Here is a 23,966-nt window from a genome sequence, read left to right on the forward strand (position 1 = left end):
TCGAGGCCGCAGTGCCTGAACGGCCCAGCCCGAGGGGGAGAACCCAATGCAGAGTCTTAAGCGCCCTGGTCGTACCACGTCCAAGCGGCAGCAGCCCGTCGTCGCGCCCGAGCCGGAGTACGTCGAACCCGGAACCCCGGACGACGACGTCGACGCGTACGACACCTTCGAGATGTTCCGGGTCGTGTGCCCGGACTGCTCGCAGCCCATCGCCCTCCTGGCGGACGAGGAGGTCCTGCCGGAGCACGCCCTGTGCGCCTCGCCGTGGAACCCGTTCGGGCTCACGGTCTGCCCCGGCACGGGCCGCCGGGCGTCCGAGGCCCGGCCCGCGGACGAGACCGTCACGCCCCAGGAGCAGGACACGGCGCTGCTGCTGACGCTCCCCCAGGGGCTCGACTGGCGGACCCAGCCCTTCTCGCACGTCGGCGGACCGGGTTCGCGTCCGATCCGGTTCCCGGTGATGCGGCGCGACGCCGCCTGAGAGCGGGCCGGCCCGAGGGTGGCGGAGCGCCGCCACCCTCGCCGTCCACCGCCCCGTCCCTTCGGCACCCGCCCGCCGGTGTCCGCCGCACGGGGCACCGCTGAACGCACGCTCTATTCGGCACGGCGGTGACCCGGCCGCCCGTTCGCGCGTTGGCCGGGCATGACGACCCCCACGTACTCGACGACCGGGCGTCAGCGCCACGTGTTCGTGCCGCCGCCCGTCGAGGCGGCCGTGACCGTCCCGCCGCCGCAGCTCCCGGACCCGCCGATCTACCGCGAGATGATGCGGACGTGGACGGACCGGGGCCGCACCGTGCCGGGGCGGCACGACCCGGAGTGGGCGCGGCTGGCCGAGCCCTGGCGGGGTTTCGGCCGGTTCAGCGTGTCTCCGGCCCCGCGAGGTGGCGGGCGATGACCATGCGCTGGATCTGGTTGGTGCCCTCGACGATCTGCAGCACCTTCGCCTCGCGCATGTAGCGCTCGGCGGGGAAGTCGGCGGTGTAGCCGTAGCCGCCGAGGATCTGCACGGCGTCGGTGGTGACCCGCATCGCGGTGTCGGTGCAGTGCAGCTTCGCCATGGCGGCCTGCCGTCCGAACGGCCGGCCCGCGTCGCGCAGCCGGGCCGCCGTCAGGTAGAGAGCGCGTCCCGCCTCGATCTGGGTGGCCATGTCGGCGAGCATGAAGCGCAGCCCCTGGAAGTCGGCGATCGGCCTGCCGAACTGGCGCCGCTCGGTGGCGTAGCCGACGGCCTCGTCGAGCGCCGCCTGGGCCACACCGATGGCACACGCGGCGATGCCGAGCCGGCCGCCGTCGAGCGCGGACAGGGCGATGGCGAACCCCTGCCCCTCCTCGCCGATGCGGCGCGCGTCCGGCACCCGGACGCCGTCGAAGTGGACCTGGGCGGTGGGCGAGCCCTTCATGCCCATCTTCTTCTCCGGTGCGGCGGCGCCGAGCCCCTCGGCGCCCGAGGGCACCAGGAACGCGCTGATGCCGCGCGCCCCCTCGCCGCCGGTGCGCGCCATGACCGTGTAGAAGTCGGCGACGCCGCCGTGGGTGATCCACGCCTTGGTGCCGTCGAGGACCCAGTCGTCGCCGTCGCGGACCGCGCGGGTGCGCAAGGAAGCGGCGTCGGAGCCGGAGGAGGGCTCGGAGAGGCAGTAGCCGCCGAGCAGTCCGCCGCCGAGCATGGCGGGCAGGTGCTCCGCGTGCTGCTCCTTGGTGCCGTAGGCGGCGAGCGGGTAGGTGGCGAGGGTGTGCACGCTGACGCCGAGGGCGACGGTGAGGCGGGCGCGGGCGAGCTCCTCCAGGACCTGGAGGTAGACCTCGTAGGGCTGGTCGCCGCCGCCGTACTCGGAGTCGTAGGGCAGGCCGAGCAGGCCGGACTCGGACAACAGGGTGAACAGCTCGCGCGGGAAGCGGCCGGCTTCCTCCTCCTCGGCGGCCCTGGGGGCGACCTCGCGCTGCGCGATGTCGCGGACGAGCGTGAGCAGGTCCCGGGCCTCGTCCGTGGGCAGTAGCCGGTCCACCGGCTGCGGGGCGCGGTCGGGCATGGCGTCGCTCTCCTCCCTGTTGGGGCACACGGCGTGCGCCTTGGGTGGAGGCGGCTCCGCCGGGGTCGTTCCGGTGCCGGGCCGATGCTCGCACTCCCGGGTCTCGGAAGCTGCTGACCAGCGGCTGTGCGCTGTGAGTATGCCCGATCGGCGGCATCCCGTCACCAGTTAACGACCGCTTACTTCGCGACACCTTACGGCGTCCTCCCCGCGATCACATTGGTCCGCACCATTGACCAACTGGTCTAGTCCTCCTAGGGTTTCGCTCCAACCTCCAAGTCACCGCGTTCATGCCGAACAACGCGGCTCTCCCCTCCCCCACGAGGAGACACCGGATGCCATCCCCCCACCGCCCCCGCACCCTGCGGGCGCTCGTGTCCGCCGCCTGTACCGCCGTGCTCGGCGCCGGGCTGCTCGCCGGCACGGGCGCCTCGACCGCCACCGCGGCGACCTCGGCTCAGGAGGCCGCCGCCGGATCGAAGGTCGTCGGCTACTTCACCGAATGGGGCACCTACGACCGGAAGTACTACGTCAAGAACATCGAGACGTCCGGCTCCGCGGACCGGCTCACCCACATCAACTACGCCTTCGGCAACGTCACCGGCGGCAAGTGCGCCATCGGCGACGCGTACGCGGCCACCGACCGCGCCTACACCGCCGAGGAGTCCGTCGACGGGGTCGCCGACACCTGGGACCAGCCGCTGCGCGGCACCTTCAACCAGTTGCGCAAGCTGAAGGAGAAGCACCCCGGACTCAAGGTGATCTGGTCCTTCGGCGGCTGGACCTGGTCCGGCGGCTTCGGCGAGGCCGCGAAGAACCCGGCCGCCTTCGCGCAGTCCTGCCTGGACCTGGTGGAGGACCCGCGCTGGGCCGGCGTCTTCGACGGCATCGACATCGACTGGGAGTACCCGAACGCCTGCGGCGCCACCTGTGACACCAGCGGCCGTGACGCCTACCGCGAACTGATGGCGGCGTTGCGCTCCACGTTCGGCCCCGACCGTCTCGTCACCGCCGCGATCCCGGCGGACGCCACCGACGGCGGCAAGATCGACGCGGCCGACTACGCGGGCGCCGCCCAGTACGTCGACTGGTACAACCCGATGACGTACGACTTCTTCGGCGCCTGGGACACCGCCGGGCCGACCGCCCCGCACTCGCCGCTGACCTCGTACGACGGCATCCCGAAGGCGGAGTACAACAGCGCCGCCACCATCGCCGGGCTGACCGGTCTGGGCATCCCCGCGGACAAGCTGCTGCTCGGCATCGGCTTCTACGGCCGCGGCTGGACCGGCGTCACCCAGGCGGAGCCGGGCGGCACCGCGACCGGTCCCGCGCCGGGCACGTACGAGGCGGGCATCGACGACTACAAGGTCCTGAAGGACAAGTGTCCCGCGACCGGCACGGTCGGCGGCACCGCCTACGCCAAGTGCGGCGACCAGTGGTGGAGCTACGACACCCCGCAGACCGTCGCCTCCAAGACGGAGTGGAAGAACCAGGAGGGCCTGGGCGGCACGTTCTTCTGGGAGCTCAGCGGCGACACCGCGAACGGTGAGCTGATCAAGGCCATCCGGTAGCCGGCGAACGCCGGACGCGCGCGGGGCGGGGGTTCCACGGGGGGACTCCCGCCCCGCGCGTGTCCCCCCCGGCGGACCGCCCCCGCGTCAGCCGTCGCGGCGCGCGGGCTCCGGGGCCGGGTGGCTGGGGTCCAGTTCCTCGATGGCGCGCATCGCCCCGCCGAGCGTCTTCACCAGCAGCTCGCACATGGTCTCGCGGGACAGGTCGGGGCGGTCGATCCAGGCCAGCACCGCGCCCTCCACGCTGCACACCCAGGCCAGCAACGCCATCCGGGCCACGGGGGCGATGTCGGAGCGGCCGTAGGCGCCCTCGGCGATGGTGGCGACGATCGCCTCGCGCACCCCGTCGCGGATGGCGTGCACCTCGGCGTCGAAGCCGACGCCGCCGCTCACGATCGCGCGGTAGGCGGCCTGGTTGTGCTCCGCGTACCGCAGATAGCTGTCGATGGTGCGCTGCACCCGCTCCACGGGCGGCAGTTCGTCGCCGCTCGCCGCCATCGTGACCAGACCGGTCACCGAGTCCTCGATGATGGCCAGGTAGTAGCCGCGCTTGGAGTGGAAGTAGTAGTAGATCAGTCCCTTGGCGACCCGCGCCTGGCGTGCGATGTCGTCCATCGACAGCGCGTCGTAGGACCGGTCGGCGAACAGGCGGCGTCCGATGGCGATCAGTTCGGCGCGACGGGCCGACGCCCGCCGGGTGCCGCGGGTCGGGGAGGGCACGGCGGACTGCTGGCTGATGTTCAATGTCGGCCCAGGTCTCCTGCGGGGGGCGGGGCGGTCCCGCAGGAGTATGGCAGGTCGGCCCGCGCCGCGGCAGGGCCGCTCGTCCCCCGGGGCTACAGCAGTCCCAGCTGCGTCACCAGCATCGCGAGCACCACGACGAGGGTCCAGCCCAGGACGTGCTCGACGATCTTCGGACCGTCCTCACGGGGTCCGCCGGTACGGGCACGGGTGACGGTGGCTGCGTTGGCGCTCATGACTTCTACCTGGTCTCCGGTGGTGCGTGGATCCCCCCAAGCGATGCCGTCCACCTTGCCACCGGAAACGGCGGGCGCCGCCGAGAGGTTGCTCACACGCGGCGGGCCCCGGTGGCGGCCGGGGCCCGCCGCGCAGGCCGGCTCAGCGCACGCCCACCGCCGCGAGCGCCTTGCGCTGGCGGGAGGTCGGGCGGGCCGGGAAGTACAGGTAGCAGACGCCGCCGGTGCCGGAGACGACCTTCCCGGAGGCGTTGTACCGCTTGGTCCGCAGCCAGATGTTCTCCCACTCACGCCGCTTGTAGATCCGGCGCACGGCCTCGTTGTCGTCCGAGGCGGGGTCGTTGGCGATCACGTCGCCGTCGGCGGTGAAGCCGATCACCGTCATCAGATGCCCGGAGGTGCCGTAGCCCGCCCCCGTCAGCTCCTCCTTCAGGAACGACTGCGAGGTGATGGCCGGGATGCCCGCCGCGATCAGCGTCTCCAGGTCGGTCAGCGACCGCAGCCGGGTGACCACGCCCTGGAGGCCGGGGAAGGTGGCCGCGTAGGCCGCGTTGAACGGCCAGTTGCCGCACCCGGCGTACTGGTGGTCGTAGGTGTGACGGGCCGCGTGGCAGACCTGCGGGTCGGCGTACGCCGGGTCGACCCAGGAGAGCTGCTCCTGGGTGAGCCGGCCGCCCCAGTACTCGATGATCATCTGCGAGGAGGTAGGGCTGCACCAGGCCTCGCCGCCGTTGTCGTACTCCGGGTACTGGCCCTTGTGGATCTCCTGCGAGTAGCGCGGGACGAGGAGTTCCTTGGCGAGCCCGGGCGTCGACGCGGGAACGGTGAACCGGTCGGGGACGTCGGAGCCCATCACGCCGAGGCGCCACACGGTCGGGGTGAGGCGGGTGCCGGGGCGGCGGTACAGGGTGAGGCGCAGCCGGACGGAGGCGATGCGCAGCCCCGAGGCCGCGTCGTCGACGGCGAGCGTGTCCGTCCACACGCTGCTCTTCCCGTCCTCCTGGTCGTCCACGGAGGTGCGCCGGATGTCGGCGTCGCCGGCCGCCCAGCGGCCCATCACGTACCAGGGGGTGTCCGTGCCGTCGGAGTACGTGCCCTTCAGTTCGACCTGGATCCAGGTGCCCTCGGGGGTGTGCGCGTTCCAGGAGGCGATCGCCTCGGTGGAGGGGACCGCGAGCCGGTGGACGGGAGAGGTCCAGGTCGCGTACTCCCAGGCGGCCGTGCGGCCGGTGTGCGGGTCGGTGTAGTCCGTGGTGCCGGCCGCCTCGGCGATCACCAGGCCGGGGCGGAGACCGGCGACGGCTCGGGTGCCGGCGGCGGTGCCGGAACGCCAGTCGGGGTACGTGGTCCAGGCGCGGTTGTCGACGGTGCGGGCGGCGGCCCGCCCGGGCGCCGCGGGCCGGGTGGCGCCGGCGGTCGGGACGGCGGCGGACGCCGTCGCCGCGCTTCCGGCGACGGCGGCGACGACCGCCGCGGCCAGAAGGGTTCTGCGGGACGGCAGTTCGGCTCTGCTCATGGGTGGGGGACCCCCAGGGGTTCGGAGTCGGGACGGGACCGGTGCACGGCCGCCGGACGGTGTGCGTCCGCCGGATGGAGCGGGTGTGCGCCCCACTATGAACGCAGCCGGGCGGGTCCTGCCAGCATCCGGGCCGTGCGGTGTCGACCAACATGGGAGTGGACCAATGGCGGTGGCACCGCAGGTGGGCGACGGGGCCTAGAGTGCTCCCGTCCGACTTCCCCCATCGCCCCGGGAACCAGCCATTCACCCGCTCGCCTCCCGCATCCGCCGGCTCCCTCCCTCGTGCGGCCCGGTGCGGCTCGTCGCCGTCGACGGGCACGCCGGGTCCGGGAAGTCGACGTTCGCCGGGCTGCTGGCCGACCGGCTCGGCGGCGCCCCGGTGCTGCACCTCGACGACATCGCCCGTCACGACGAGCTGTTCGACTGGACGGCACGGCTGCACGACGAGGTGATCCTCCCGCTCTCCCGCGGCGCGACCGCGCACTACCGCCCCTACGACTGGCGTGCCCGCCGCCCCGGCCCGGCACGTCCGCTGCCCGCCGCGCCGGTGGTGCTGGTCGAGGGCGTCGGCGCCGGACGCGCCGCGCTGCGGCCGCACCTGGCGCTGCTGCTCTGGATGGACGTGCCGTGTGAGGAGTCCTGGGCGCGGGGGCGGGCACGGGACGGCGAGGATCAACGGGAGTTCTGGGACGGCTGGGAGCGGGCGGAGCGCGCGCACTTCGCCGCCGACCCCTCGCGCCCCTTCGCGCACCTGCTGGTACGGCAGCGACAGCAGGGGTACGAGGTGGTCCCCGGGCCTGACGGGACCGGTGAAACACCGCTTTCGATCACGGACGGTGACGGGTCGTAGGCAATGTGGTGGTCCTGTGAAGAGCGGTCCGGACAAGTTGCCGCAGACGCCCAACTCGGCTTGACCGAGGGCCCGTACAGGTCTTACGTTCTCAATGTGCGGCCCTTCGGGAGCCGCCGGCAGACGCGAAGCCCCCGGTTGTTCCCCCGTGATCGGGGGCTTCGTTCTGCCCTTTCCACGCTTTCCGGGCGCACAGCGGCATATGACGATCACCCTCGGTGAGGATCACCTTCCGCGCCCCTCCCACGCGCCCCCTTCCCCTCTCCGTTTCACCTCCTCCGCACCCTGCGGACACCGCGCCCCCGCAGGTACGATGCCCTCGGTGCGACCGACGACGAAGCTTCGCGCACCTTGCAACTCCGGTCCGCGGCACAGCGGTTCGGCCACAGGGCGCCGGCGGCCGAGGGGCCGGCCGGCACACCGACGGGGGCACGGTTTGTGGGGGACGTGATGGACTTCGGCACGCAGGGCCCGCAGGCCCCGGCCGACCTCGCCTGGCTGCGAGGCGTGGACGCCTACACGATGGGCGCCTATCCGCAGGCGGAGGAGGAGTTCCGGACCGCCGTACGGATCGACCCGGGAATGGCGGACGGCTGGCTCGGACTGCACGCGCTGCGCATCGACACGACGACCGCGCTGCTGCGGATGTTCCGCCACCGCGACCGCTTCGGCGAACAGCGCACCCGGCACCACCGCACCCTCAACTCCTGGTATTGGCTGGGCTGGTGGGTGCAACCCGTACTGGAGACCCCGCGCGACCTGCTGCTCGCCCACGCCTCGCACTGGCTGGACGGCCGGCACGTCCCCGAGCTGGACCGCGCGCTCGCCGGACTCCCCCCGGTGGACACCGACCCGCAGGTGCGCTTCCTGCATGCCTGCCGCGCCTATCTCGTCAAGGACTGGGAGCAGCTGGTCCGGCACACCGACCAGCTGATCGACGACCCGCTGCTGGGCATCGAGGCGGGCCTGTTCGGCGGCATGGCCCGGGTCCGCCTCGAGATGTACGGGCAGGCGGAGCCCCTGCTGGCGGCGGCGCTGATGCGGTGCCGCAGCGAACAGCCGCAGCGCAAGGAGCTGCGCTACTGGCTGGCGCGCGCCCGCGAGGGCACGGGCCGCAGCGCCGCCGCGCTCCCTCTGTACCGGGCCGTGCACCGGGTCGACCCGGCCTTCATGGACACCTCCGCCCGGCTCGCGGCGATCGCCGAGGGCGACGGCTACGACGACACCGCGGACCTCGCCGCGATCACCCTGACCGGCGCCGGGCAGGACAGCGTCGACGGCCCCGACACCCTGGACCCGCTCTTCGGCGCGGAGGGGCGCGACCTGCGGCTGACCGACCCCGACCCCACCCCTCCTCCGATGCCCTCGTTCGGCGGGCCCGGCGTGCGCGAGCGCTCCGGCGGCTCCGGCCCGGTCCTGCCCCCGGGGCCCACCGATCCGGCACTCTTGGAGGAGGCGCTCGCGGAGCTGGAGCGCATGGTCGGTCTTGAGCCGGTGAAACGCCAGGTCAAGGCGCTGTCCGCGCAGTTGAACATGGCGCGGCTGCGAGCCGGGCAGGGGCTTCCGGTGCAGCCGCCGAAGCGGCACTTCGTCTTCTCCGGCCCTTCCGGTACGGGCAAGACCACGGTCGCGCGAATCCTGGGCCGGGTCTTCTACGCCCTCGGGCTCCTCGGCGGCGACCACCTGGTGGAGGCGCAGCGGGCGGACCTCGTGGGCGAGTACCTGGGGCAGACCGCGGTGAAGGCCAACGAGCTGATCGACTCCGCGCTCGGCGGGGTGCTCTTCGTCGACGAGGCGTACTCCCTGTCGAACTCGGGGTACGGCAAGGGCGACGCGTACGGCGACGAGGCGCTGCAGGTGCTGCTGAAGCGGGCGGAGGACAACCGCGACCACCTGGTGGTGATCCTGGCCGGCTACCCGGAGGGCATGGACCGGCTGCTGGCGGCGAACCCCGGGCTGTCGTCCCGTTTCACCACCCGCGTGGACTTCCCGTCGTACCGGCCGCTGGAGCTGACGAGGATCGGCGAGGTGCTGGCGGCGGAGAACGGCGACGTGTGGGACGAGGAGGCCCTGGACGAGCTGCGCTCCATCGCCGGGCACGTGGTGGACCAGGGGTGGATCGACGAGCTGGGCAACGGCCGGTTCCTGCGCACCCTGTACGAGAAGAGCTGCGCCTACCGCGACCTGCGGCTGTCGGTGTACCCGGGGCCGCTGTCCCGGGAGGACCTGGCGACCCTGCGCCTGCCGGACCTGATGCAGGCGTACGGGGAGGTGCTGTCGGGGCGGGGTCCGTCGGACCCGTCGGGGCCCTAGGACCCCGACGGGCGGGTGGCCGTACGGCCACCCGGGGTCAGGTGGCCATCGCCTCCTCCGGCGCCCCGCTCGCCCGCTGCGGGGTGAGCGTGACCTCCCGGTGGGCGGGGTCCCGCACCTCGCCGACCAGCATCTCGAGCACGTCCTCCAGAGCGACCAGGCCCAGTACCTTGCCGGACGCGTCCGCCACCTGCGCCAGATGGGTGGCCGCCCGGCGCATGACCGTGAGGGCGTCGTCCAGCGGGAGTTCGGGCCTCAGCGTGGTCATCGGGCGCCACAGGTGCTGCGGGACGGCCCGGTCGGCGTCCTCCAGGTCCAGGACGTCCTTGACGTGCAGGTAGCCCATGAAGGCGCCGCCCTCGGCCGCCACCGGGAAGCGGGAGTAGCCGGTGCGGGCGGTCAGCTCCACGATCTGCCCCGGGGTGACCGCCGGGGTGACCGTCACCAGGGACTCGCGGGGCAGCAGGACGTCCGTCACCGGGCGCGAGCCCAGTCCCAGGGCGTCCTCCAGCCGCTCCGCCTCCTCAGGGTCGAGCAGCCCGGCCTGGCCGGCGTCCTCCACCAGCCGGTTCAGCTGCTCGCTGGTGAAGACGGCCTCCACCTCGTCCTTGGGCTCCACGCGGAAGAGCCGCAGGACGCCCTGGGCGCAGGCGCCGAGGGCGACGGTGACCGGCTTGCACAGGCGGGCGAACCACACCAGGCCGGGGCTGAGCCACAGGGCCGCCCTCTCGGGCGCGGCCATCGCCAGGTTCTTCGGGACCATCTCGCCGACGACGAGGTGGAAGAAGACCACGGCGGCGAGCGCGATGACGTAGCCGAGCGGGTGGATCACCCCGTGCGGCAGGTGCATCCACGCGAACACCGGCTCCAGGAGCCGGGCGACGGTCGGTTCCGCGACCGCGCCGAGGGTGAGCGAGCAGACGGTGATGCCGAACTGGGCGGCCGCCATCATCTGCGGCAGATGCTCCAGGCCGTACAGCACCTGGCGGGCGCGGGCGGTGCCGAGCGGTTCGATCTGGCTGCGGCGGACCGACACCAGGGCGAACTCGGCGCCGACGAAGAAGCCGTTGGCGAGCACGAGCAGTGCGGCGAACAGCAGTTGCAGGACGCTCATCCGGCGGCCTCCGCGAGAGGGATCCGGGCCGTGCGGACCAGGCGGACGCGTTCCGCGCGGTAGTGGCCGACGCGGCGCACCGACAGCCGCCAGCCCGGGAGTTCCGTGCGGTCCCCCACGGCCGGGATGCGGCCGAGGAGATCGGCGACCAGGCCGGCCACCGTCTCGTAGGGGCCTTCGGGGACCTCCAGTCCTATGCGGCGCAGGATGTCGACCCGGGCGCCGCCGTCGACGTCCCAGGCCGGGTTGCCGTCCTCCGGCGGGGCGGGGGCTAGTTCGGGCACGTCATGCCCGTCGTGCTCGTCGCGCACCTCGCCGACGATCTCCTCGACGATGTCCTCGAGGGTGACGACACCGGCGGTGCCGCCGTACTCGTCGACGACGACCGCGATGGGCTGCTCGCTGCGCAGCCTGGTGAGCAGCGGGCGCACCGGCAGGGTCTCGGGGACCAGCAGCGCCGGGCGGGCGATGCGGGCGACCGGGGTGCGCAGCCGTTCGTGCGCGGGGACCGCCAGGGCGTCCTTGAGATGGACCATGCCGGCGATCTCGTCGATCCGCTCCCGGTACACGGGGAAGCGGGACAGGCCGGTGGCGCGGGTCAGGTTGACCACGTCCTCCGCGGTCGCGGACGCCTGGAGGGCACTGACCCGCACGCGCGGGGTCATGACGTGCTGGGCGGTCAGCTCGCCCAGGGACAGGGTGCGGACGAAGAGATCCGCCGTGTCCTGCTCCAGGGCGCCCGCCCGGGCCGAGTGCCGGGCCAGGGAGACCAGTTCGCCGGGGGTGCGGGCGGAGGCCAGTTCTGCTGCGGGCTCGATGCCCATGGCCCGCACCAGCCGGTTGGCCACGGCGTTCAGTCCGGCGATGACCGGGCGGAACATGCGGGCGAAGGCGTGCTGCGGGCCGGCGACGAAGCGCGCGACCTGCATCGGCCGGGACACCGCCCAGTTCTTCGGCACGAGTTCGCCGATCACCATCTGCACGGCGGACGCGAGCAGCATGCCGATCACCACGGACACGCCGGAGACCGCGCCCTCGGGTATGCCGGCGCCGGTGAGCGGGCCGTCCAGCAGCTGGGCGAGCGCCGGTTGGGCGAGCATGCCCACCACCAGGGAGGTGAGGGTGATGCCGAGCTGGGTGCCGGAGAGCTGGAAGGACAGTTCGCGCAGGGACGCGACGACCCGGCCGGCGCGCCGGTCGCCGGCCGCGGCGGCCTCCTCGGCGTCGGCCCGCTCCACGGTGACCAGGCCGAACTCGGCGGCCACGAAGAAGCCGTTGGCGAGGATCAGCAGGAAGGCGGCTGCGAGAAGCAGCGCAGGGGTGCTCATGATGCCGCCGCCTCCGCATGCGCGCCCACCGGGCGGTGGGCGCTATGTCGGCAGGGGGCGGCGCAGGTACTGCAGGACGATCCGTCCATCGCCGGAGAGGGTCACTCCTCGGATAGCTGGGGCCCCTCGGCGCACCGGGCGGGGCGACAGGGGCGGAGGCGCTGTCGGCGCGCCTCCGCCCAACAGATTAATCAAGACAGGGGGGACTGCGGCAGGTCCGTTTCTCCCCGCGGGACGGCGCCGGACATGTCCGGGTCAGTCGCGGGGCGCCTCTGCCTCGGGCGCGGAGTGCGCCTCGGCGAGGGCCCGCAGGGCCCGTGCGTCGGCGATGGCCCGCTGCCGGGCCATGCCGGGCTGGATGCCGAGCACGGGCAGGCTGGTGCCGTCGCTGAGGTCGAGGAAGACCCAGGGATCACCCGAGCGGAGGTTCACCTGAAGGATCTCCGGCCACGCCAGGCGGCGCCGGTTCACGATGTTGACGACCGTGACGCCCGTCTCGTCGGCGACGACCTTCGGCCGGGCCAGCAGGAACAGCGCACCGGCCAGCAGGGCGGCGGTGAACACGAAGCTGATCCGCTCCCCCGGGCCGAGCCCGGGCAGCAGCAGCCCGATCACGCTGACGACGACGAACAGCGCGACGCCCGCGGTGAGCAGCACCGCGCGGGTGACGCCCGGCCGGAAGGTGACGGGCAGTTCGGGCAACCGTGTGTCGGACATGGCGGTCCTCCCCGGCCCGGTCAGAGGCGGCAGGCGTGGATGGCCGTGGTGAGGATGGCGCGGGCCCCGATGTCGTACAGGTCGTCCATGATCCGCTGCGCCTCCTTGGAGGGGACCATCGCCCGGACGGCGACCCAGCCTTCGTTGTGCAGGGGCGACACGGTCGGGGACTCCAGGCCGGGGGTGAGCGCGACGGCCTTCTCCAGCTGCTCGACCCGGCAGTCGTAGTCCATCATCACGTACGTGCGGGCGACCAGGACGCCCTGGAGGCGGCGCAGGAACTGCTGCACCTTGGGGTCCTCGCCGTCCGTGCCGGTACGCCGGATGACGACGGCCTCGGACTGCATGATCGGCTCGCCGACGACCTCCAGGCCGGCGTTGCGCAGAGAGGTGCCGGTCTCGACGACGTCCGCGATGACCTGGGCGACGCCGAGCTGGATGGCGGTCTCGACCGCCCCGTCGAGGTGGACGACGGAGGCGTCGATGCCGTGCTCCGCGAGGTGCGCGGCGACGATGCCCTCGTAGGAGGTGGCGACGGTCATGCCGGTGAGGTCGGCGGGACCGGTGATCGTGCCGGGCTTGGCGGCGTACCGGAAGGTGGAGCGGGCGAAGCCGAGGGGCAGGATCTCCTCGGCGTCGGCGCCGGAGTCGATCAGCAGGTCACGGCCGGTGATCCCGATGTCCAGCTGCCCGGAGGCGACGTAGATCGCGATGTCGCGGGGGCGGAGGTAGAAGAACTCGACCTCGTTGACCGGGTCGACGATCCGCAGCTCCTTGGACTCCCTGCGCTGCTGGTAGCCGGCCTCATGCAGCATCTCCGCCGCAGGTCCTGACAGGGAACCCTTGTTGGGGACGGCGATGCGCAGCATGAGGTCGGCTTCCTTTGCGTGGAGGGGTGGGGTGGAGCGGTGATGCTTACAGGTGGGCGTAGACGTCGTCGAGGGAGATGCCGCGGGCGACCATCATCACCTGGACGTGGTACAGCAGCTGCGAGATCTCCTCGGCGGCCGCCTCCTTGCCCTCGTACTCGGCGGCCATCCAGACCTCGGCGGCCTCCTCGACGACCTTCTTGCCGATGGCATGGACGCCCTTGTCCACCAGCTCGGCGGTGCGGGAGGTGGCGGGGTCCCCGTGGGCTGCCTTGTGCTGGAGCTCGGTGAAGAGCTCCTCGAACGTCTTCTTGGACATGGTGGTCCTTACCCTACGCGGTGACGGGGACTGCTCACCGCCAGGGTTCGGACACCGAGCGCAGGCAGGCGGCGGTGGCGACGGCCGCGGTGACCGCCTCGTGCCCCTTGTCCTCGCGGGAGCCGGGCAGTCCGGCGCGGTCGAGGGCCTGCTGTTCGTCGTCGCACGTGAGGAGGCCGAAACCGACGGGGACGCCGGTGTCGACGGACACCTGGGTGAGCCCCTGGGTGACGCCCTGGCACACGTACTCGAAGTGGGGCGTCCCGCCTCGGATGACGACGCCGAGGGCGACGATGGCGTCGTAGCCCCGGCCGGCCAGGACCTTGGCGACGACGGGCAGTTCCCAGCTGCCGGGGACCCTCAGCAGGGTCGGCTCGTCGATGCCCAGGTCGTGCAGGGCGCGCAGGGCGCCGTCCACCAGTCCGTCCATCACCTTCTCGTGCCACTGTGCCGCGACGACGGCGACCCGCAGGTCACCCACGTTGCGTACCGTCAGCTCCGGTGCACCCTTGCCGCTCACGTCTCTCCTCGTGGTTCTTGTTACTGGTTGCCGCAGGCGGGCACGGTCGGCGTGTCCAGCCAGGGCAGGTCGTGGCCCATCCGGTCCCGCTTGGTGCGCAGGTAACGGAGGTTGTGCTCGCTCGCGGTGACGGGCATCGGCTCGCGCCGGACGACGTCGATGCCGTGGCGGGCGAGCGCGTCGGACTTGTCAGGGTTGTTGGTCATCAGGCGGACGCTGCGGACGCCGAGGTCGGCGAGGATCTGCGCGCCGGCCGCGTAGTCCCGGGCGTCGGCGGGCAGGCCGAGTTCCAGGTTGGCGTCGAGGGTGTCGCGGCCGCGCTCCTGGAGTTCGTAGGCGCGGAGCTTGGACATCAGGCCGATGCCGCGTCCCTCGTGGCCGCGCAGGTAGACGACGACGCCCCGGCCCTCCTCCTGGATGCGGTCCAGGGAGGCGTCGAGCTGGGGGCCGCAGTCGCAGCGCTGGGAGCCGAAGACGTCGCCGGTGAGGCATTCGGAATGCATGCGGACGAGGACGTCCGTGCCGTCGCCGAGGTCGCCGTGCACCAGGGCGACGTGCTCGACGCCGTCGACGGTGGAGCGGAAGCCGTGCGCGGTGAAGGTGCCGTGGGCGGTGGGCAGCCGGACCTCGGCCTCGCGGCGGACGGTGGGCTCGCTGCCGCGCCGGTAGGCGATCAGGTCCTCGATGGAGATGATCGACAGGCCGTGCTTGCGGGCGAAGGGGACCAGCTCGGGCAGGCGCAGCATGCGGCCGTCCTCGCCTGCGATCTCCACGATGGCGCCCGCCGGGCGCAGTCCGGCGAGGCGGGCCAGGTCGACGGCGGCCTCGGTGTGGCCGTCGCGCTCGAGCACGCCGCCGGGGCGGGCGCGCAGCGGGAAGATGTGGCCGGGGCGGACGAAGTCGTCCGGCCCGGACGTGCCGGAGGCCAGCAGTTGAAGGGTGGTGGCCCGGTCGGAGGCGGAGATGCCGGTGGTGACGCCGTGCGCGGCTGAGGCGTCGACGGTGACGGTGAACGCGGTCCGCATGGACTCGGTGTTCTGCTCGACCATCTGCGGGATCCGGAGCCGGTCGAGCTCCTCCCCCGTCATGGGCGCGCAGATCATGCCGCGGCACTCGGTCATCATGAAGGCGACGATCTCCTCGGTCACCTTCTCGGCGGCGACGATCAGGTCGCCCTCGTTCTCCCGGTTCTCGTCGTCGACGACCACCACGGGGCGGCCGGCGGCGATGTCGGCGATCGCCTGCTCGACGGGGTCGAGCCGGAGGTCGAGGTCCTCGGTGTCGTACAGAACGGGGGCCGCAGTCATGCCGGCGCTCCTTCCAGTGCGGGCCGCGCGTCGCGGGAGCGCAGCCACCAGTCGCGCATGCCCCACAGGACGAGTGCGCCGTAGATGACGTAGACGAAGCCGGAGAAGGCGAAGCCGTTGGCGAAGTTCAGCGGGACGCCGACGAGGTCGACGAGCAGCCAGGCGAACCAGAACTCGACCATGCCGCGGGCCTGGGCGTACATCGCGACGATCGTGCCGACGAAGATGTAGGCGTCCGGCCAGGGGTCCCAGGACAGGGACGGATAGGCGGTGAAGAGGCCCCCGACGGCGAGGGTGCCGAGGGCGGCCCCGGCGAGCAGCACGCCCCGCTCGCGCCAGGTGGCGAACCGTACGGCGACGGAGCCGTCCTGGGCCTGCTGCCGGCCGCGGTTCCACTGCCGGAAGCCCCAGACGGCGACGAGCATCACGACGACCTGCTTGCCCGCACTGCCGGAGAGGTGGGCGGTGGCGAAGGCCGTGAAGAGGATGAGCCCGGAGACGAACTGGGCGGGCCAGGTCCACAGGGAGCGGCGCCAGCCGAGGGCGAGGCCGATCAGCCCGATCACGTTGCCGATCATGTCGGCCCACTTGATGTGCTGGCCGAAGAGGGTGAAGGCCTCGGAGTTGAGCCAGTTCACCGGGTGACCCCCTCGCCGGCGACGCGGTCGCCGAGCATGCGCTCGACGTACTTGGCGATGACGTCCACCTCGAGGTTGACCGGGTCCCCGGGCTTCTTGATGCCGAGGGTGGTCAGGGCGAGGGTGGTGGGAATGAGACTGACGGTGAAGTGGTCGCGCCCGGCGTCGACGACGGTGAGGCTGATGCCGTCGATGGTGATGGAGCCCTTCTCCACGACGTAGCGGCTGAGCTCCGCGGGGAGGGAGATCTTGACGATCTCCCAGTGCTCCGACGGGGTACGGCCGAGGATCTCGCCGGTGCCGTCGACGTGGCCCTGCACGATGTGGCCGCCGAGGCGGTCGCCGACGGCGGTGGGCCGCTCGAGGTTGACGCGGGAGCCGACGGCGAGGGCGCCGAGGCTGGAGCGGTTCAGTGTCTCCGCCATGACGTCGGCGGTGAACTCGTCGCCCTCGTGGTCGACGACGGTGAGGCACACGCCGTTGACGGCGATGGAGTCGCCGTGTTTCGCGCCCTGGGTGACCACGGGGCCGCGCAGGCGGAAGCGACAGGCGTCGTCGAGGGTTTCGACGGCGGTGACCTCGCCCAGCTCTTCGACGATTCCGGTGAACACTTCCCGGGTCCTCCTGCCTCTTCGGGCACGGACTCCGGGGCTGTCGATGACGACAGAATCACGGGTGAGGACACCGGGGGCGACGCCGGACAGGGATCACCCGAAGGGCGAACCGGTACGGCGGCGCGCATGGATGCCCGCCCGCCGCGCACTGCCTCCCATCCGGACTTTAACCGTCGGTCCAGGAATTTCACCTGGTCAACCGACCGCTGGAGGCGACCGGGTCGCGGACTGTAACCGCCGGTTCGGACTTTCACCGACCCCGGAGTGCGCTGCTACTGGTACAGCACCAGTCTGCCACGGCCGTGACTCGGCCACGCAGGCGAGGTGTGTGGAGTGGCTCACAGCAAGCTACGTCAGGGCAACCGAGGGTCGCGTGATGCACAACTGCCGCGGGTGTGCGCCCCCTTGGCGCCCCCTCCGCCTCCGACGGATGGTCCAGACCTATTGACCCAAGTGGTCTAGTCCTCTTAGGGTCCGAGCCACCTCCTCGGAGCGCCGGCCGGACCAGGGGTCCGCCGCGCTCCCCTCCCCGGCCGGCCCGGCGGCGGTGACGACGGCCCTTGCCCGCCGCCGGGCCTCACCACCCGCGCGGATGCGCCCGGCGTCCGGCCCGGCGAAGCTGGATGCCGTACGGCGCCACGCGCACGACATCCCAGGGCGCCCGTGTCCGGAGGGACTTGAGCAGCATGACCACGATCCTGGTGACCGGCGGTACCGGAACCCTCGGCCGGCATGTCGTCACGCGGCTGCGGGCGGACGGCCACGAGGTGCGGGTGCTCAGCCGCCACGCCGCGCCCTACGCCGTCGACCTGCGCGAGGGCGACAACGGGCTGGACAGCGCCCTGGACGGCACGGACACCGTGGTGCACTGCGCCACCTCGGCGCGTGGCGGTGACGAGCGGGCGGCGCGGAACCTGATCACGGCGGCACGGCGGGCCGGGGTGGCGCATCTGGTCTACGTCTCGATCGTCGGCGTGGACCGGGTGCCGTTCCCCTACTACCGCACCAAGCTGGCGGTGGAGCGGCAGTTCGAGGACTGCGGGACCGGCTGGACGGTGCTGCGCGCCACCCAGTTCCACGACCTGCTGTTCCGGCTGTTCCAGGGCCTGTCGAAGTCGCCGGTGATGCCGCTGCCCGCCCGGGTGAAGGACCAGCCGGTGGAGGTCAGGGAGGTCGCGCACCGGCTGGCCGAGCTGGCGCAGGGCGCGCCCGCCGGCCGCACGGACGACATGGGCGGCCCCGAGGTCCGCACGATGCACTCCCTGGCTCGCTCGTACCTGGACGCGGCGGGCCGCCGCCGCGCACTGGTGAAGGTCCCGCTCCGCGGATCGGCGTACGAGGCGTTCCGCGCGGGGGGCCATCTCGCCCCTGACCGGGCGGTGGGCACCCGCACTTTCGAGGACCACCTCGCGGAACGGTTCGCGGCGGTGCGGGAGGCTCGACGCTAGGCGTACACCCGGAGACGCCGGGCGAGGCGGTACCGCCCTCCTGGAGCCCCGTCAGTGCCCCGGCGCCCCGAACAGTTCGTCCTGCGCGTGGTCGCGGGCCGTCAGCAGCGCCCCGCGCAGGACCGCCCCTCCGCCCAGGGCGCCGGGGCGGACCTCGACGGGGAGCGGGGACATCGCGGTCAGGCGGTCGTGGACGCGGGACGCCAGTGCCTCGCCGCCCGCCTGGCCGATCTCGCCGCCCAGGACCACGCACCCGGGGTCCAGCAGCGCGACCACGGAGGCCACGCCCACCGCGACCCGGTCGGCCAGGGTGTCGAGGAAGCGCGTGTGTGCCGCGCTCTCCGGCCCGGAGACGGCCGCCCGTACCGCGCCCGCCGCCTCCGGGTCGGACCCGGACGCCGGCACGACCCCGTACTCCCTCGCGAGCGTCGCGACCGCCGCCGCGCCGGCCAGGGAGTGGAAGCCGCCCGCGCAGTCGGTCGCGGAGGGCAGGCCCCGGGTGCCCGGGACGGGGAGGAAGCCGATCTCGCCGGTGCCGCCGGAGGCGCCCCGGCGCAACGCGCCGTCGAGGATCACGGCGGCGCCCGTGCCGTGGCCCAGCCACAGCAGCACGAAGGTGTCCCGGTCACGGGCGGACCCGTCGCGCTGCTCGGCGAGCGCGGCGAGGTTGGTCTCGTTCTCCACGCTGACCCGGGCCCCGGGCAGCCGTTCCTGGAGGGCGGCGACCAGGCGCCGGTGCCACTCGGGCAGGCTCGTGGAGTCGCGGAGTTCACCGGTCGCGGGGTCGATGAGGCCGGGCGCGCCGATGCCCACCGTGTGCAGCCGGTGGGCACCCGCCTCCTTGGCCGTCCGCTCGACCAGGGACACGGCCTGCTCGACCGCGGGTCCGGTGCCGGTGTCGTCGGCGATGGGCAGGGACGCCTCGGCCAGCACCCCGCCGACGAGGTCGGACACGACCAGGGCGACGCCCTCGGTACGCACGTCCAGGGCGGCGAGGTGCGCGCGGCCGGCGACGATGCCGTAGAGCTTGGCGTTGGGGCCCCTCCGCTGGGCGCGGGCCTCGCCGGCGACCTCGATCAGGCCGGCGGCGGTGAGGCGTTCGACCAGGTCGGCGACCGTGGGCCGGGACAGCCCGGTGAGCTCTTTCAGCTGCCCCGCGGTCAGCGGGCCCTCCTGCTGGAGCAGACGCAGGGCGAGCCGGTCGTTGATGGCTCGGGCGGTGCTCGGGGATGCGGCCATGCCGGGATCCTCCCAGATCGGCGGGCCCGGCCGGCGGGTGCCGTGTCCCGGGATGCCCCGTTTCTTTCAGGCAGGGTTCCTGATAGTTTACGGCGGCGCGCACGACAGGGGTAACGCGCACACGACAGCGGTGGATCAGGGAGGGGCGGGTCGATGAGCGCAGTGGTTCACACACCACGCGAGGTGAGGCGGGCACGGTACGCCGTGGCCGCGGTGTTCGCCGTGCACGGCGCGGTCACCGGTTCGTTCGCGACCCGGGTCCCCTGGATCCAGGACCACGCGGGGGTCAGCGCGGGCCAGCTGGGCCTGGCGCTCGCCTTCCCCGCGCTGGGCGCGTCCCTCGCGATGCCGCTCGCGGGCGGCATCTCGCACCGCTTCGGCGCCCGCAACGCGCTGCGCGGCCTGCTCGCCCTGTGGACGCTCGCGCTGATCCTGCCGTCCCTCGCCCCGAACCTGCTGACCCTCTGTCTGGCCCTGTTCGTCTACGGCGCCACGGCGGGCATGTCGGACGTGGCGATGAACGCCCTGGGCGTCGAGGTGGAGAACCGGCTCGACCGGTCGATCATGTCGGGCCTGCACGGCATGTGGAGCGTCGGCGCGGTCGTCGGCTCGGCGGCCGGCACACTCGCCGCGCACCTCGGCTCGGACGCCCGGCTGCACCACGCTCTGGCCGCCGCCGTGCTGACGGCCGTGGGCTTCGTGGCCTGCGCGTGGGTGCTCGACCTGCAGCCGACCGAGGACGAGGAACCGCCGCCCCGGTTCGCCCTGCCGCCCCGCTCGGCGCTGCTGATCGGCGCGATCGGCTTCTGCGCGGTGTTCGCCGAGGGGGCGAGCCTGGACTGGTCGGCGGTCTATCTGCGCGACCAGCTGGAGACCTCCGCCGGTCTCGCGGCCGCCTGCACCACCGGCTTCACGCTCACCATGGCGGTCGCCCGCATCGCGGGCGACCGGGTGGTGGACCGCTACGGCGCGGTGCGCACGGTCCGCGCGAGCGGCGTGGTCGCCCTGCTCGGCGGCCTGCTCATCGTGTTCGCCGGCCACCCGGCCGTCGCGATGGCCGGGTTCGCGCTGATGGGGCTGGGCATCGCGGTGGTCGTCCCGCTCTGCTTCGCCGCCGCCGGCCGCAGCGGCTCCAACCCGAGCCTGGCCATCGCGGGCGTGGCGACCATCACCTACACCTCGGGGCTGATCGCCCCGAGCGCGATCGGCATGCTGGCCCAGGCGACCAGCCTGGTGGTGTCGTTCATGCTGGTGACGCTGCTGACGTGCGGTATCGCGGGCTTCGCCGGGGTGCTGCGCGCGGGCGACCGGGTGAAGGTCACGCGTCCGGACGCAGCAGTTCCCGAGCGGCGCCCCTGAACCCCTCGCTCCACGGCGCCGGGCGCAGGGTCGTGGCGTCCAGCCGCACCAGCACCCGGCTGCCCCGGGCGTAGGTCACCGCGCCGTCCGCCGAGCAGAACCGGAAGCCGTAGGTGAGCCCGGTGGTGCCGAGCCGGTCCAGCCACAGGTGGACGGCGTAGGGGCCGGGCCGGGTCACCGGGGCCTCGTAGGTGAGGCGCAGCTCCTTGACCGCGTTGCAGGCGTCGCCCGCGGCCGCCCAGTCGCCGTCGAAGGTGATGCCGTTGGCCTGCCACAGCTCGGCCCAGGCGCGCTCGACGAGCAGGGGGTAGCGGGCGTTGTGCAGCAGCCCCAGTGCGTCGAGGTCGTCGAAGTGGACGGTCACGGGGATCAGCCGGCCGTAGGAGAGGGCGGGCGCGGGCGGGGCTTCGGCGGTCACGGGTGGTGCTCCTGGGACGTACGGGATCGGTGCCGTGTGCATCGATCGACGGCGTGACCTCATCCTAAGCGGACGCTCAGAGGAGCCGGGGTGCCCGCCCACCTGTGCGAACCACTCCTCTCCGGGCCGCACAATGGTGCGGACACGCTGGCCGCACGACGAAAGCGACAACCCATGGATCTCGGCGTCCGCTGGAAACTGCACGGAGACGGACGCACTCCGGCACCCGGGGCGGTGGTCCGTCCCGACGAGCGCCTCTCCTGGCCGCGCACGGCGGGCCTGGGTGCCCAGCACGTGGTCGCCATGTTCGGCGCGTCCTTCGTGGCGCCCGTGCTCATGGGTCTCGACCCCAACCTAGCGATCATGATGTCGGGCGTCGCCACCATGGTCTTCCTGCTGGCCACCCGCGGCCGGGTGCCGAGCTACCTGGGCTGCTCGCTCTCCTTCGTCGGCGTCGCCGCGGTGATCCGGGCGGACGGCGGTTCCAGCGCCACGGTGACGGGCGCGGTGTTCGTGGTGGGCGGCGCGCTGTTCCTCGTGGGCCTCGCGGTGCGGAAGTTCGGCGCGCGGATCATCCACGCGGCGATGCCGCCCGTGGTGACCGGCGCGGTGGTCATGCTGATCGGCTTCAACCTGGCGCCGGTGACCGCCTCGACGTACTGGCCGCAGGACCAGTGGACCGCGCTGTTCGTGATGCTGTTCACCGGACTGTCCGTGGTCTGTCTGCGGGGCTTCTGGTCCCGCATCGCGATCTTCCTGGGCCTGATCTTCGGCTATGTGCTGTCCTGGGCGCAGGACCGGATCTTCGGCCAGATCCACTCGGCCGACGCGAGCGGCAAGGTGACCGACCACTGGCGTCTTGACCTGTCCGGCGTGGGCCGGGCGGACTGGATCGGCCTGCCCGACTTCCACGGGCCGTCCTTCGAGTGGTCGGCGATCCTGGTCGCCCTGCCGGTGGTCATCGCCCTGATCGCCGAGAACGCGGGCCATGTGAAGGCGGTCGGCGAGATGACCGGCGACAACCTGGACGACAAGCTCGGCACGGCCATCTCCGCCGACGGCGTCGGCTCCATGCTGTCCACCGCGGTCGGCGGCCCGCCCAACACCACCTACTCCGAGAACATCGGCGTGATGGCCGCGACCCGCGTCTACTCCACCGCCGCCTACTGGGCCGCCGCCGGCTTCGCCCTGCTGTTCGGCCTGTGCCCCAAGTTCGGCGCGGTCGTGGCCGCCGTCCCCGGCGGTGTGCTGGGCGGCATCACCGTCATCCTCTACGGCATGATCGGCCTGCTGGGCGCGCAGATCTGGCTCAACGCCAAGGTGGACCTGCGCAATCCGCTGAACCTGGTGCCGGCCGCGGCGGGCATCATCATCGGCGTCGGCAACGTCTCCATGGAGTTCACCGACACCTTCTCGCTCAGCGGCATCGCCCTCGGCACGGTCGTCGTCATCACCGGCTACCACGCGCTGCGCGCCTTCGCGCCCGCCCATCTGAAGACGCAGGAGCCGCTGCTCGACGAGGGCACGTCCTCCTACGACCCGGGCGGCTCCGAGGAGGGTCAGCGCGCCAAGTCGTAGGCGTACGACGGGCTGAACGTCCCCGGTGCGCCCTTGCAGCCGTCGGACTCGCCGGGCAGCTTCACCCAGAGGTAGGCGTCGATCCGGGGCTCGCCGGTGCTGAGCGTCGGGGCCCGGCCCAGGGTGCGGCCGGCGGGGTCGCACCATTCGCCGTCGGCCGGGGCGCCGTTGCCGTTGCGGCTCGTGTCGATGACCGCGCCGAGGTGCGTCCCGCCGAGGGCGTCGAGCACGGCACGGTCGTAGGCGATCTCGTCGGCCGTGCCGTGGAAGTTGGACACGTTGCTGAAGACGCCGTCCGACGACGCGGACGAGGCGGCCCCCGCCCGGCGCAGCAGGTCCGCCTGCTTGGCGGGCGAGTGCCAGCCGGAGTGTCCGGCGTCGTAGTAGACGCGGGCGCGGGGGCCGGCCTCCTTGAACACCCGCCCGGCGCGGGCCAGCGAGGCGAACCGCGCGGCCCGCTCCCCGGCGGACAGGCAGTCGGCCTGCGCGACCGAGTCGGGCTCCAGGATCACCACGACCTCCCCGCTGCCCAGCCCGGCGGCGAACCGGTCGATCCAGTCGTCGTAGGCCTCGAGGTCCGGCGCGCCGCCCTCGGAGTGACCCCCGCAGTCCCGCCCGGGGATCGCGTACGGCACGACGACGGGCACCCGCCCCTCGGCGGCCCCGCCGGACGTCACCGCCCTCACCCGCGCGGTGACGGTGTCCGGCGACCAGTCCGCGAACCACACGGCCGCCGGCTGGTCGGCGATGCGTGACTCGATGACCGGGCGGCGCGGGTCGCCGGGATGCGCCCGCACCCAGTCGATGACGCGGGAGGCGGGGTGACGGTAGAGCCGCGCGGAAACCGTGGTCTTCTTCGCCTGCGGCGACTCGGAAGCCGACGCACTCGACCGCCTCGGCCTGACGGACGGCGACGCGGACACGGTGGCCGAAGTGGCCGAAGGGGAGGCCGAGGGCACAGCGGGCAGCGGAACTGGACGGGGCGACGCGGACGGCACGGGCCTGGCCTCCGGTGCGTCCGGCCCCTCCCCCGTCGCGGAGATCACCCCGGACACGGTGCCCGCCGCGACCACGATCGAGGCCGCCGCGACCATCGTGGCCCTCCGTGCGGCGCGCCGGCGGTCCGCACGGCGCGCCGAGAGTCTGCGGGCACGCGAGCCTGCCACCTTGTGCTTCCCCCTCCCCCACGGCGGGCGCGTTCCCCCGTTCCGGGGAAGCGCCGGGCCCGCCGC

24 protein-coding genes and 1 riboswitch are annotated in these 23,966 nt (G+C 73.0%); of the genes, 8 read left to right on the plus strand and 16 right to left on the minus strand.

Going from position 1 to position 23,966, the window contains the following annotated elements; translation table 11 throughout:
- Positions 1-46: 46 nt before the first annotated feature.
- Both MTR79_RS22025 and MTR79_RS22030 read left to right on the plus strand, forming a co-directional pair.
- Positions 47-481, plus strand: coding sequence for a hypothetical protein (locus MTR79_RS22025; protein ID WP_086703420.1), 435 nt, complete (start codon positions 47-49; stop codon positions 479-481).
- A gap of 162 nt (positions 482-643) precedes the next feature.
- A complete protein-coding gene (locus tag MTR79_RS22030) occupies positions 644-898 on the plus strand; it encodes a hypothetical protein (RefSeq protein WP_048458122.1) in 255 nt (84 codons plus the stop codon).
- On the opposite strand, the gene MTR79_RS22035 is transcribed toward MTR79_RS22030, so the two are convergent.
- The gene (locus MTR79_RS22035) at positions 861-2,033 is read right to left on the minus strand and encodes an acyl-CoA dehydrogenase family protein (protein WP_244791839.1); all 1,173 of its coding nucleotides are present in this window, start codon (positions 2,031-2,033) and stop codon (positions 861-863) included. The two genes, MTR79_RS22030 and MTR79_RS22035, sit on opposite strands and share 38 nt — an antisense overlap.
- A gap of 335 nt (positions 2,034-2,368) precedes the next feature.
- On the opposite strand from MTR79_RS22035, the gene MTR79_RS22040 reads away from it, so the two are divergent.
- Positions 2,369-3,607, plus strand: coding sequence for a glycoside hydrolase family 18 protein (locus MTR79_RS22040; RefSeq protein WP_086703423.1), 1,239 nt, complete (start codon positions 2,369-2,371; stop codon positions 3,605-3,607).
- Positions 3,608-3,694: 87 nt separating this feature from the next.
- Here MTR79_RS22040 and MTR79_RS22045 read toward each other — a convergent pair whose 3' ends face one another.
- From MTR79_RS22045 to MTR79_RS22055, 3 genes are all read right to left on the minus strand, one after another.
- Positions 3,695-4,351 (minus strand): TetR/AcrR family transcriptional regulator, encoded by a 657-nt coding sequence (locus MTR79_RS22045; protein ID WP_086703424.1) that lies wholly within the window; start codon positions 4,349-4,351, stop codon positions 3,695-3,697.
- A 92-nt stretch (positions 4,352-4,443) separates the two neighbouring features.
- On the minus strand, positions 4,444-4,584 hold the full coding sequence (locus MTR79_RS22050; protein ID WP_107080921.1) for an SCO1431 family membrane protein: 141 nt from the start codon (positions 4,582-4,584) through the stop codon (positions 4,444-4,446).
- A 142-nt stretch (positions 4,585-4,726) separates the two neighbouring features.
- Positions 4,727-6,100, minus strand: a complete 1,374-nt coding sequence (locus MTR79_RS22055) for a peptidase C39 family protein (RefSeq protein WP_244791840.1) — start codon at positions 6,098-6,100, stop codon at positions 4,727-4,729.
- 295 nt (positions 6,101-6,395) lie between these two features.
- Here MTR79_RS22055 and MTR79_RS22060 point away from each other — a divergent pair, with 295 nt between their 5' ends.
- Entirely contained in the window at positions 6,396-6,953 is a 558-nt protein-coding gene (locus MTR79_RS22060; RefSeq protein WP_244791841.1) for a hypothetical protein, read from the plus strand.
- A 450-nt stretch (positions 6,954-7,403) separates the two neighbouring features.
- Positions 7,404-9,266: an AAA family ATPase gene (locus MTR79_RS22065; protein WP_086703429.1), complete on the plus strand. Its 1,863-nt coding sequence runs from the start codon at positions 7,404-7,406 to the stop codon at positions 9,264-9,266.
- A 37-nt stretch (positions 9,267-9,303) separates the two neighbouring features.
- Here the strand turns inward: MTR79_RS22065 and MTR79_RS22070 are convergent, their stop codons facing one another.
- The 9 genes from MTR79_RS22070 to MTR79_RS22110 form a co-directional block, all read right to left on the minus strand.
- Positions 9,304-10,380, minus strand: a complete 1,077-nt coding sequence (locus MTR79_RS22070; RefSeq protein WP_086703431.1) for a hemolysin family protein — start codon at positions 10,378-10,380, stop codon at positions 9,304-9,306.
- The gene (locus tag MTR79_RS22075; RefSeq protein ID WP_189365435.1) at positions 10,377-11,708 is read right to left on the minus strand and encodes a hemolysin family protein; all 1,332 of its coding nucleotides are present in this window, start codon (positions 11,706-11,708) and stop codon (positions 10,377-10,379) included. Before MTR79_RS22075 ends, MTR79_RS22070 begins: the two co-directional genes overlap by 4 nt.
- Positions 11,709-11,963: 255 nt before the next feature.
- Positions 11,964-12,425, minus strand: a complete 462-nt coding sequence (locus MTR79_RS22080; protein WP_048458131.1) for a PH domain-containing protein — start codon at positions 12,423-12,425, stop codon at positions 11,964-11,966.
- A 20-nt stretch (positions 12,426-12,445) separates the two neighbouring features.
- Positions 12,446-13,294 carry an ATP phosphoribosyltransferase gene (hisG, locus tag MTR79_RS22085; protein WP_086703434.1) on the minus strand — a complete coding sequence of 283 codons (849 nt, stop codon included), beginning with the start codon at positions 13,292-13,294 and terminating at the stop codon, positions 12,446-12,448.
- 46 nt (positions 13,295-13,340) lie between these two features.
- A complete protein-coding gene (locus MTR79_RS22090) occupies positions 13,341-13,613 on the minus strand; it encodes a phosphoribosyl-ATP diphosphatase (protein ID WP_004990764.1) in 273 nt (90 codons plus the stop codon).
- Between the two features lie 34 nt (positions 13,614-13,647).
- On the minus strand, positions 13,648-14,133 hold the full coding sequence (ribH, locus tag MTR79_RS22095) for a 6,7-dimethyl-8-ribityllumazine synthase (RefSeq protein ID WP_033275135.1): 486 nt from the start codon (positions 14,131-14,133) through the stop codon (positions 13,648-13,650).
- A 20-nt stretch (positions 14,134-14,153) separates the two neighbouring features.
- The gene (locus tag MTR79_RS22100; protein ID WP_086703436.1) at positions 14,154-15,440 is read right to left on the minus strand and encodes a bifunctional 3,4-dihydroxy-2-butanone-4-phosphate synthase/GTP cyclohydrolase II; all 1,287 of its coding nucleotides are present in this window, start codon (positions 15,438-15,440) and stop codon (positions 14,154-14,156) included.
- Positions 15,437-16,078, minus strand: coding sequence for a nicotinamide mononucleotide transporter family protein (locus tag MTR79_RS22105; RefSeq protein WP_175448563.1), 642 nt, complete (start codon positions 16,076-16,078; stop codon positions 15,437-15,439). Before MTR79_RS22105 ends, MTR79_RS22100 begins: the two co-directional genes overlap by 4 nt.
- A complete protein-coding gene (locus tag MTR79_RS22110) occupies positions 16,075-16,689 on the minus strand; it encodes a riboflavin synthase (RefSeq protein WP_244791842.1) in 615 nt (204 codons plus the stop codon). Before MTR79_RS22110 ends, MTR79_RS22105 begins: the two co-directional genes overlap by 4 nt.
- Positions 16,690-16,833: 144 nt before the next feature.
- Positions 16,834-16,964: riboswitch (FMN riboswitch) on the minus strand.
- A gap of 414 nt (positions 16,965-17,378) precedes the next feature.
- On the opposite strand from MTR79_RS22110, the gene MTR79_RS22115 reads away from it, so the two are divergent.
- Entirely contained in the window at positions 17,379-18,140 is a 762-nt protein-coding gene (locus MTR79_RS22115) for an NAD(P)H-binding protein (protein ID WP_244791843.1), read from the plus strand.
- 51 nt (positions 18,141-18,191) lie between these two features.
- Here the strand turns inward: MTR79_RS22115 and MTR79_RS22120 are convergent, their stop codons facing one another.
- Positions 18,192-19,379 (minus strand): ROK family transcriptional regulator, encoded by a 1,188-nt coding sequence (locus MTR79_RS22120; protein ID WP_244791844.1) that lies wholly within the window; start codon positions 19,377-19,379, stop codon positions 18,192-18,194.
- Between the two features lie 153 nt (positions 19,380-19,532).
- On the opposite strand from MTR79_RS22120, the gene MTR79_RS22125 reads away from it, so the two are divergent.
- The gene (locus MTR79_RS22125) at positions 19,533-20,738 is read left to right on the plus strand and encodes an MFS transporter (protein ID WP_189365437.1); all 1,206 of its coding nucleotides are present in this window, start codon (positions 19,533-19,535) and stop codon (positions 20,736-20,738) included.
- On the opposite strand, the gene MTR79_RS22130 is transcribed toward MTR79_RS22125, so the two are convergent.
- Positions 20,698-21,156, minus strand: coding sequence for an acyl-CoA thioesterase (locus MTR79_RS22130; RefSeq protein ID WP_244791845.1), 459 nt, complete (start codon positions 21,154-21,156; stop codon positions 20,698-20,700). The genes MTR79_RS22125 and MTR79_RS22130 overlap by 41 nt on opposite strands.
- Positions 21,157-21,330: 174 nt before the next feature.
- Between MTR79_RS22130 and MTR79_RS22135 the strand changes: the two genes are divergently transcribed.
- A complete protein-coding gene (locus MTR79_RS22135) occupies positions 21,331-22,734 on the plus strand; it encodes a solute carrier family 23 protein (protein ID WP_244791846.1) in 1,404 nt (467 codons plus the stop codon).
- Here MTR79_RS22135 and MTR79_RS22140 read toward each other — a convergent pair.
- Positions 22,716-23,828, minus strand: coding sequence for a glycoside hydrolase family 6 protein (locus tag MTR79_RS22140; protein WP_086704930.1), 1,113 nt, complete (start codon positions 23,826-23,828; stop codon positions 22,716-22,718). The genes MTR79_RS22135 and MTR79_RS22140 overlap by 19 nt on opposite strands.
- Positions 23,829-23,966 lie beyond the last annotated feature (138 nt).

This window comes from Streptomyces sp. BJ20 (assembly GCF_022869105.1).
In the GTDB taxonomy this organism is placed as follows: Bacteria; Actinomycetota; Actinomycetes; order Streptomycetales; family Streptomycetaceae; genus Streptomyces; species Streptomyces griseoincarnatus.

Bases quoted from the DNA above. Each gene is read 5' to 3' on its own strand.
- MTR79_RS22025 (WP_086703420.1), top strand. From the start codon at position 47: ATGCAGAGTCTTAAGCGCCCTGGTCGTACCACGTCCAAGCGGCAGCAG.
- MTR79_RS22030 (WP_048458122.1), top strand. From the start codon at position 644: ATGACGACCCCCACGTACTCGACGACCGGGCGTCAGCGCCACGTGTTC.
- MTR79_RS22035 (WP_244791839.1), bottom strand. From the start codon at position 2,033: ATGCCCGACCGCGCCCCGCAGCCGGTGGACCGGCTACTGCCCACGGAC.
- MTR79_RS22040 (WP_086703423.1), top strand. From the start codon at position 2,369: ATGCCATCCCCCCACCGCCCCCGCACCCTGCGGGCGCTCGTGTCCGCC.
- MTR79_RS22050 (WP_107080921.1), bottom strand. From the start codon at position 4,584: ATGAGCGCCAACGCAGCCACCGTCACCCGTGCCCGTACCGGCGGACCC.
- MTR79_RS22055 (WP_244791840.1), bottom strand. From the start codon at position 6,100: ATGAGCAGAGCCGAACTGCCGTCCCGCAGAACCCTTCTGGCCGCGGCG.
- MTR79_RS22065 (WP_086703429.1), top strand. From the start codon at position 7,404: ATGGACTTCGGCACGCAGGGCCCGCAGGCCCCGGCCGACCTCGCCTGG.
- MTR79_RS22070 (WP_086703431.1), bottom strand. From the start codon at position 10,380: ATGAGCGTCCTGCAACTGCTGTTCGCCGCACTGCTCGTGCTCGCCAAC.
- MTR79_RS22075 (WP_189365435.1), bottom strand. From the start codon at position 11,708: ATGAGCACCCCTGCGCTGCTTCTCGCAGCCGCCTTCCTGCTGATCCTC.
- MTR79_RS22080 (WP_048458131.1), bottom strand. From the start codon at position 12,425: ATGTCCGACACACGGTTGCCCGAACTGCCCGTCACCTTCCGGCCGGGC.
- hisG (WP_086703434.1), bottom strand. From the start codon at position 13,294: ATGCTGCGCATCGCCGTCCCCAACAAGGGTTCCCTGTCAGGACCTGCG.
- MTR79_RS22090 (WP_004990764.1), bottom strand. From the start codon at position 13,613: ATGTCCAAGAAGACGTTCGAGGAGCTCTTCACCGAGCTCCAGCACAAG.
- MTR79_RS22100 (WP_086703436.1), bottom strand. From the start codon at position 15,440: ATGACTGCGGCCCCCGTTCTGTACGACACCGAGGACCTCGACCTCCGG.
- MTR79_RS22115 (WP_244791843.1), top strand. From the start codon at position 17,379: ATGACCACGATCCTGGTGACCGGCGGTACCGGAACCCTCGGCCGGCAT.
- MTR79_RS22120 (WP_244791844.1), bottom strand. From the start codon at position 19,379: ATGGCCGCATCCCCGAGCACCGCCCGAGCCATCAACGACCGGCTCGCC.
- MTR79_RS22125 (WP_189365437.1), top strand. From the start codon at position 19,533: ATGAGCGCAGTGGTTCACACACCACGCGAGGTGAGGCGGGCACGGTAC.
- MTR79_RS22135 (WP_244791846.1), top strand. From the start codon at position 21,331: ATGGATCTCGGCGTCCGCTGGAAACTGCACGGAGACGGACGCACTCCG.
- MTR79_RS22140 (WP_086704930.1), bottom strand. From the start codon at position 23,828: ATGGTCGCGGCGGCCTCGATCGTGGTCGCGGCGGGCACCGTGTCCGGG.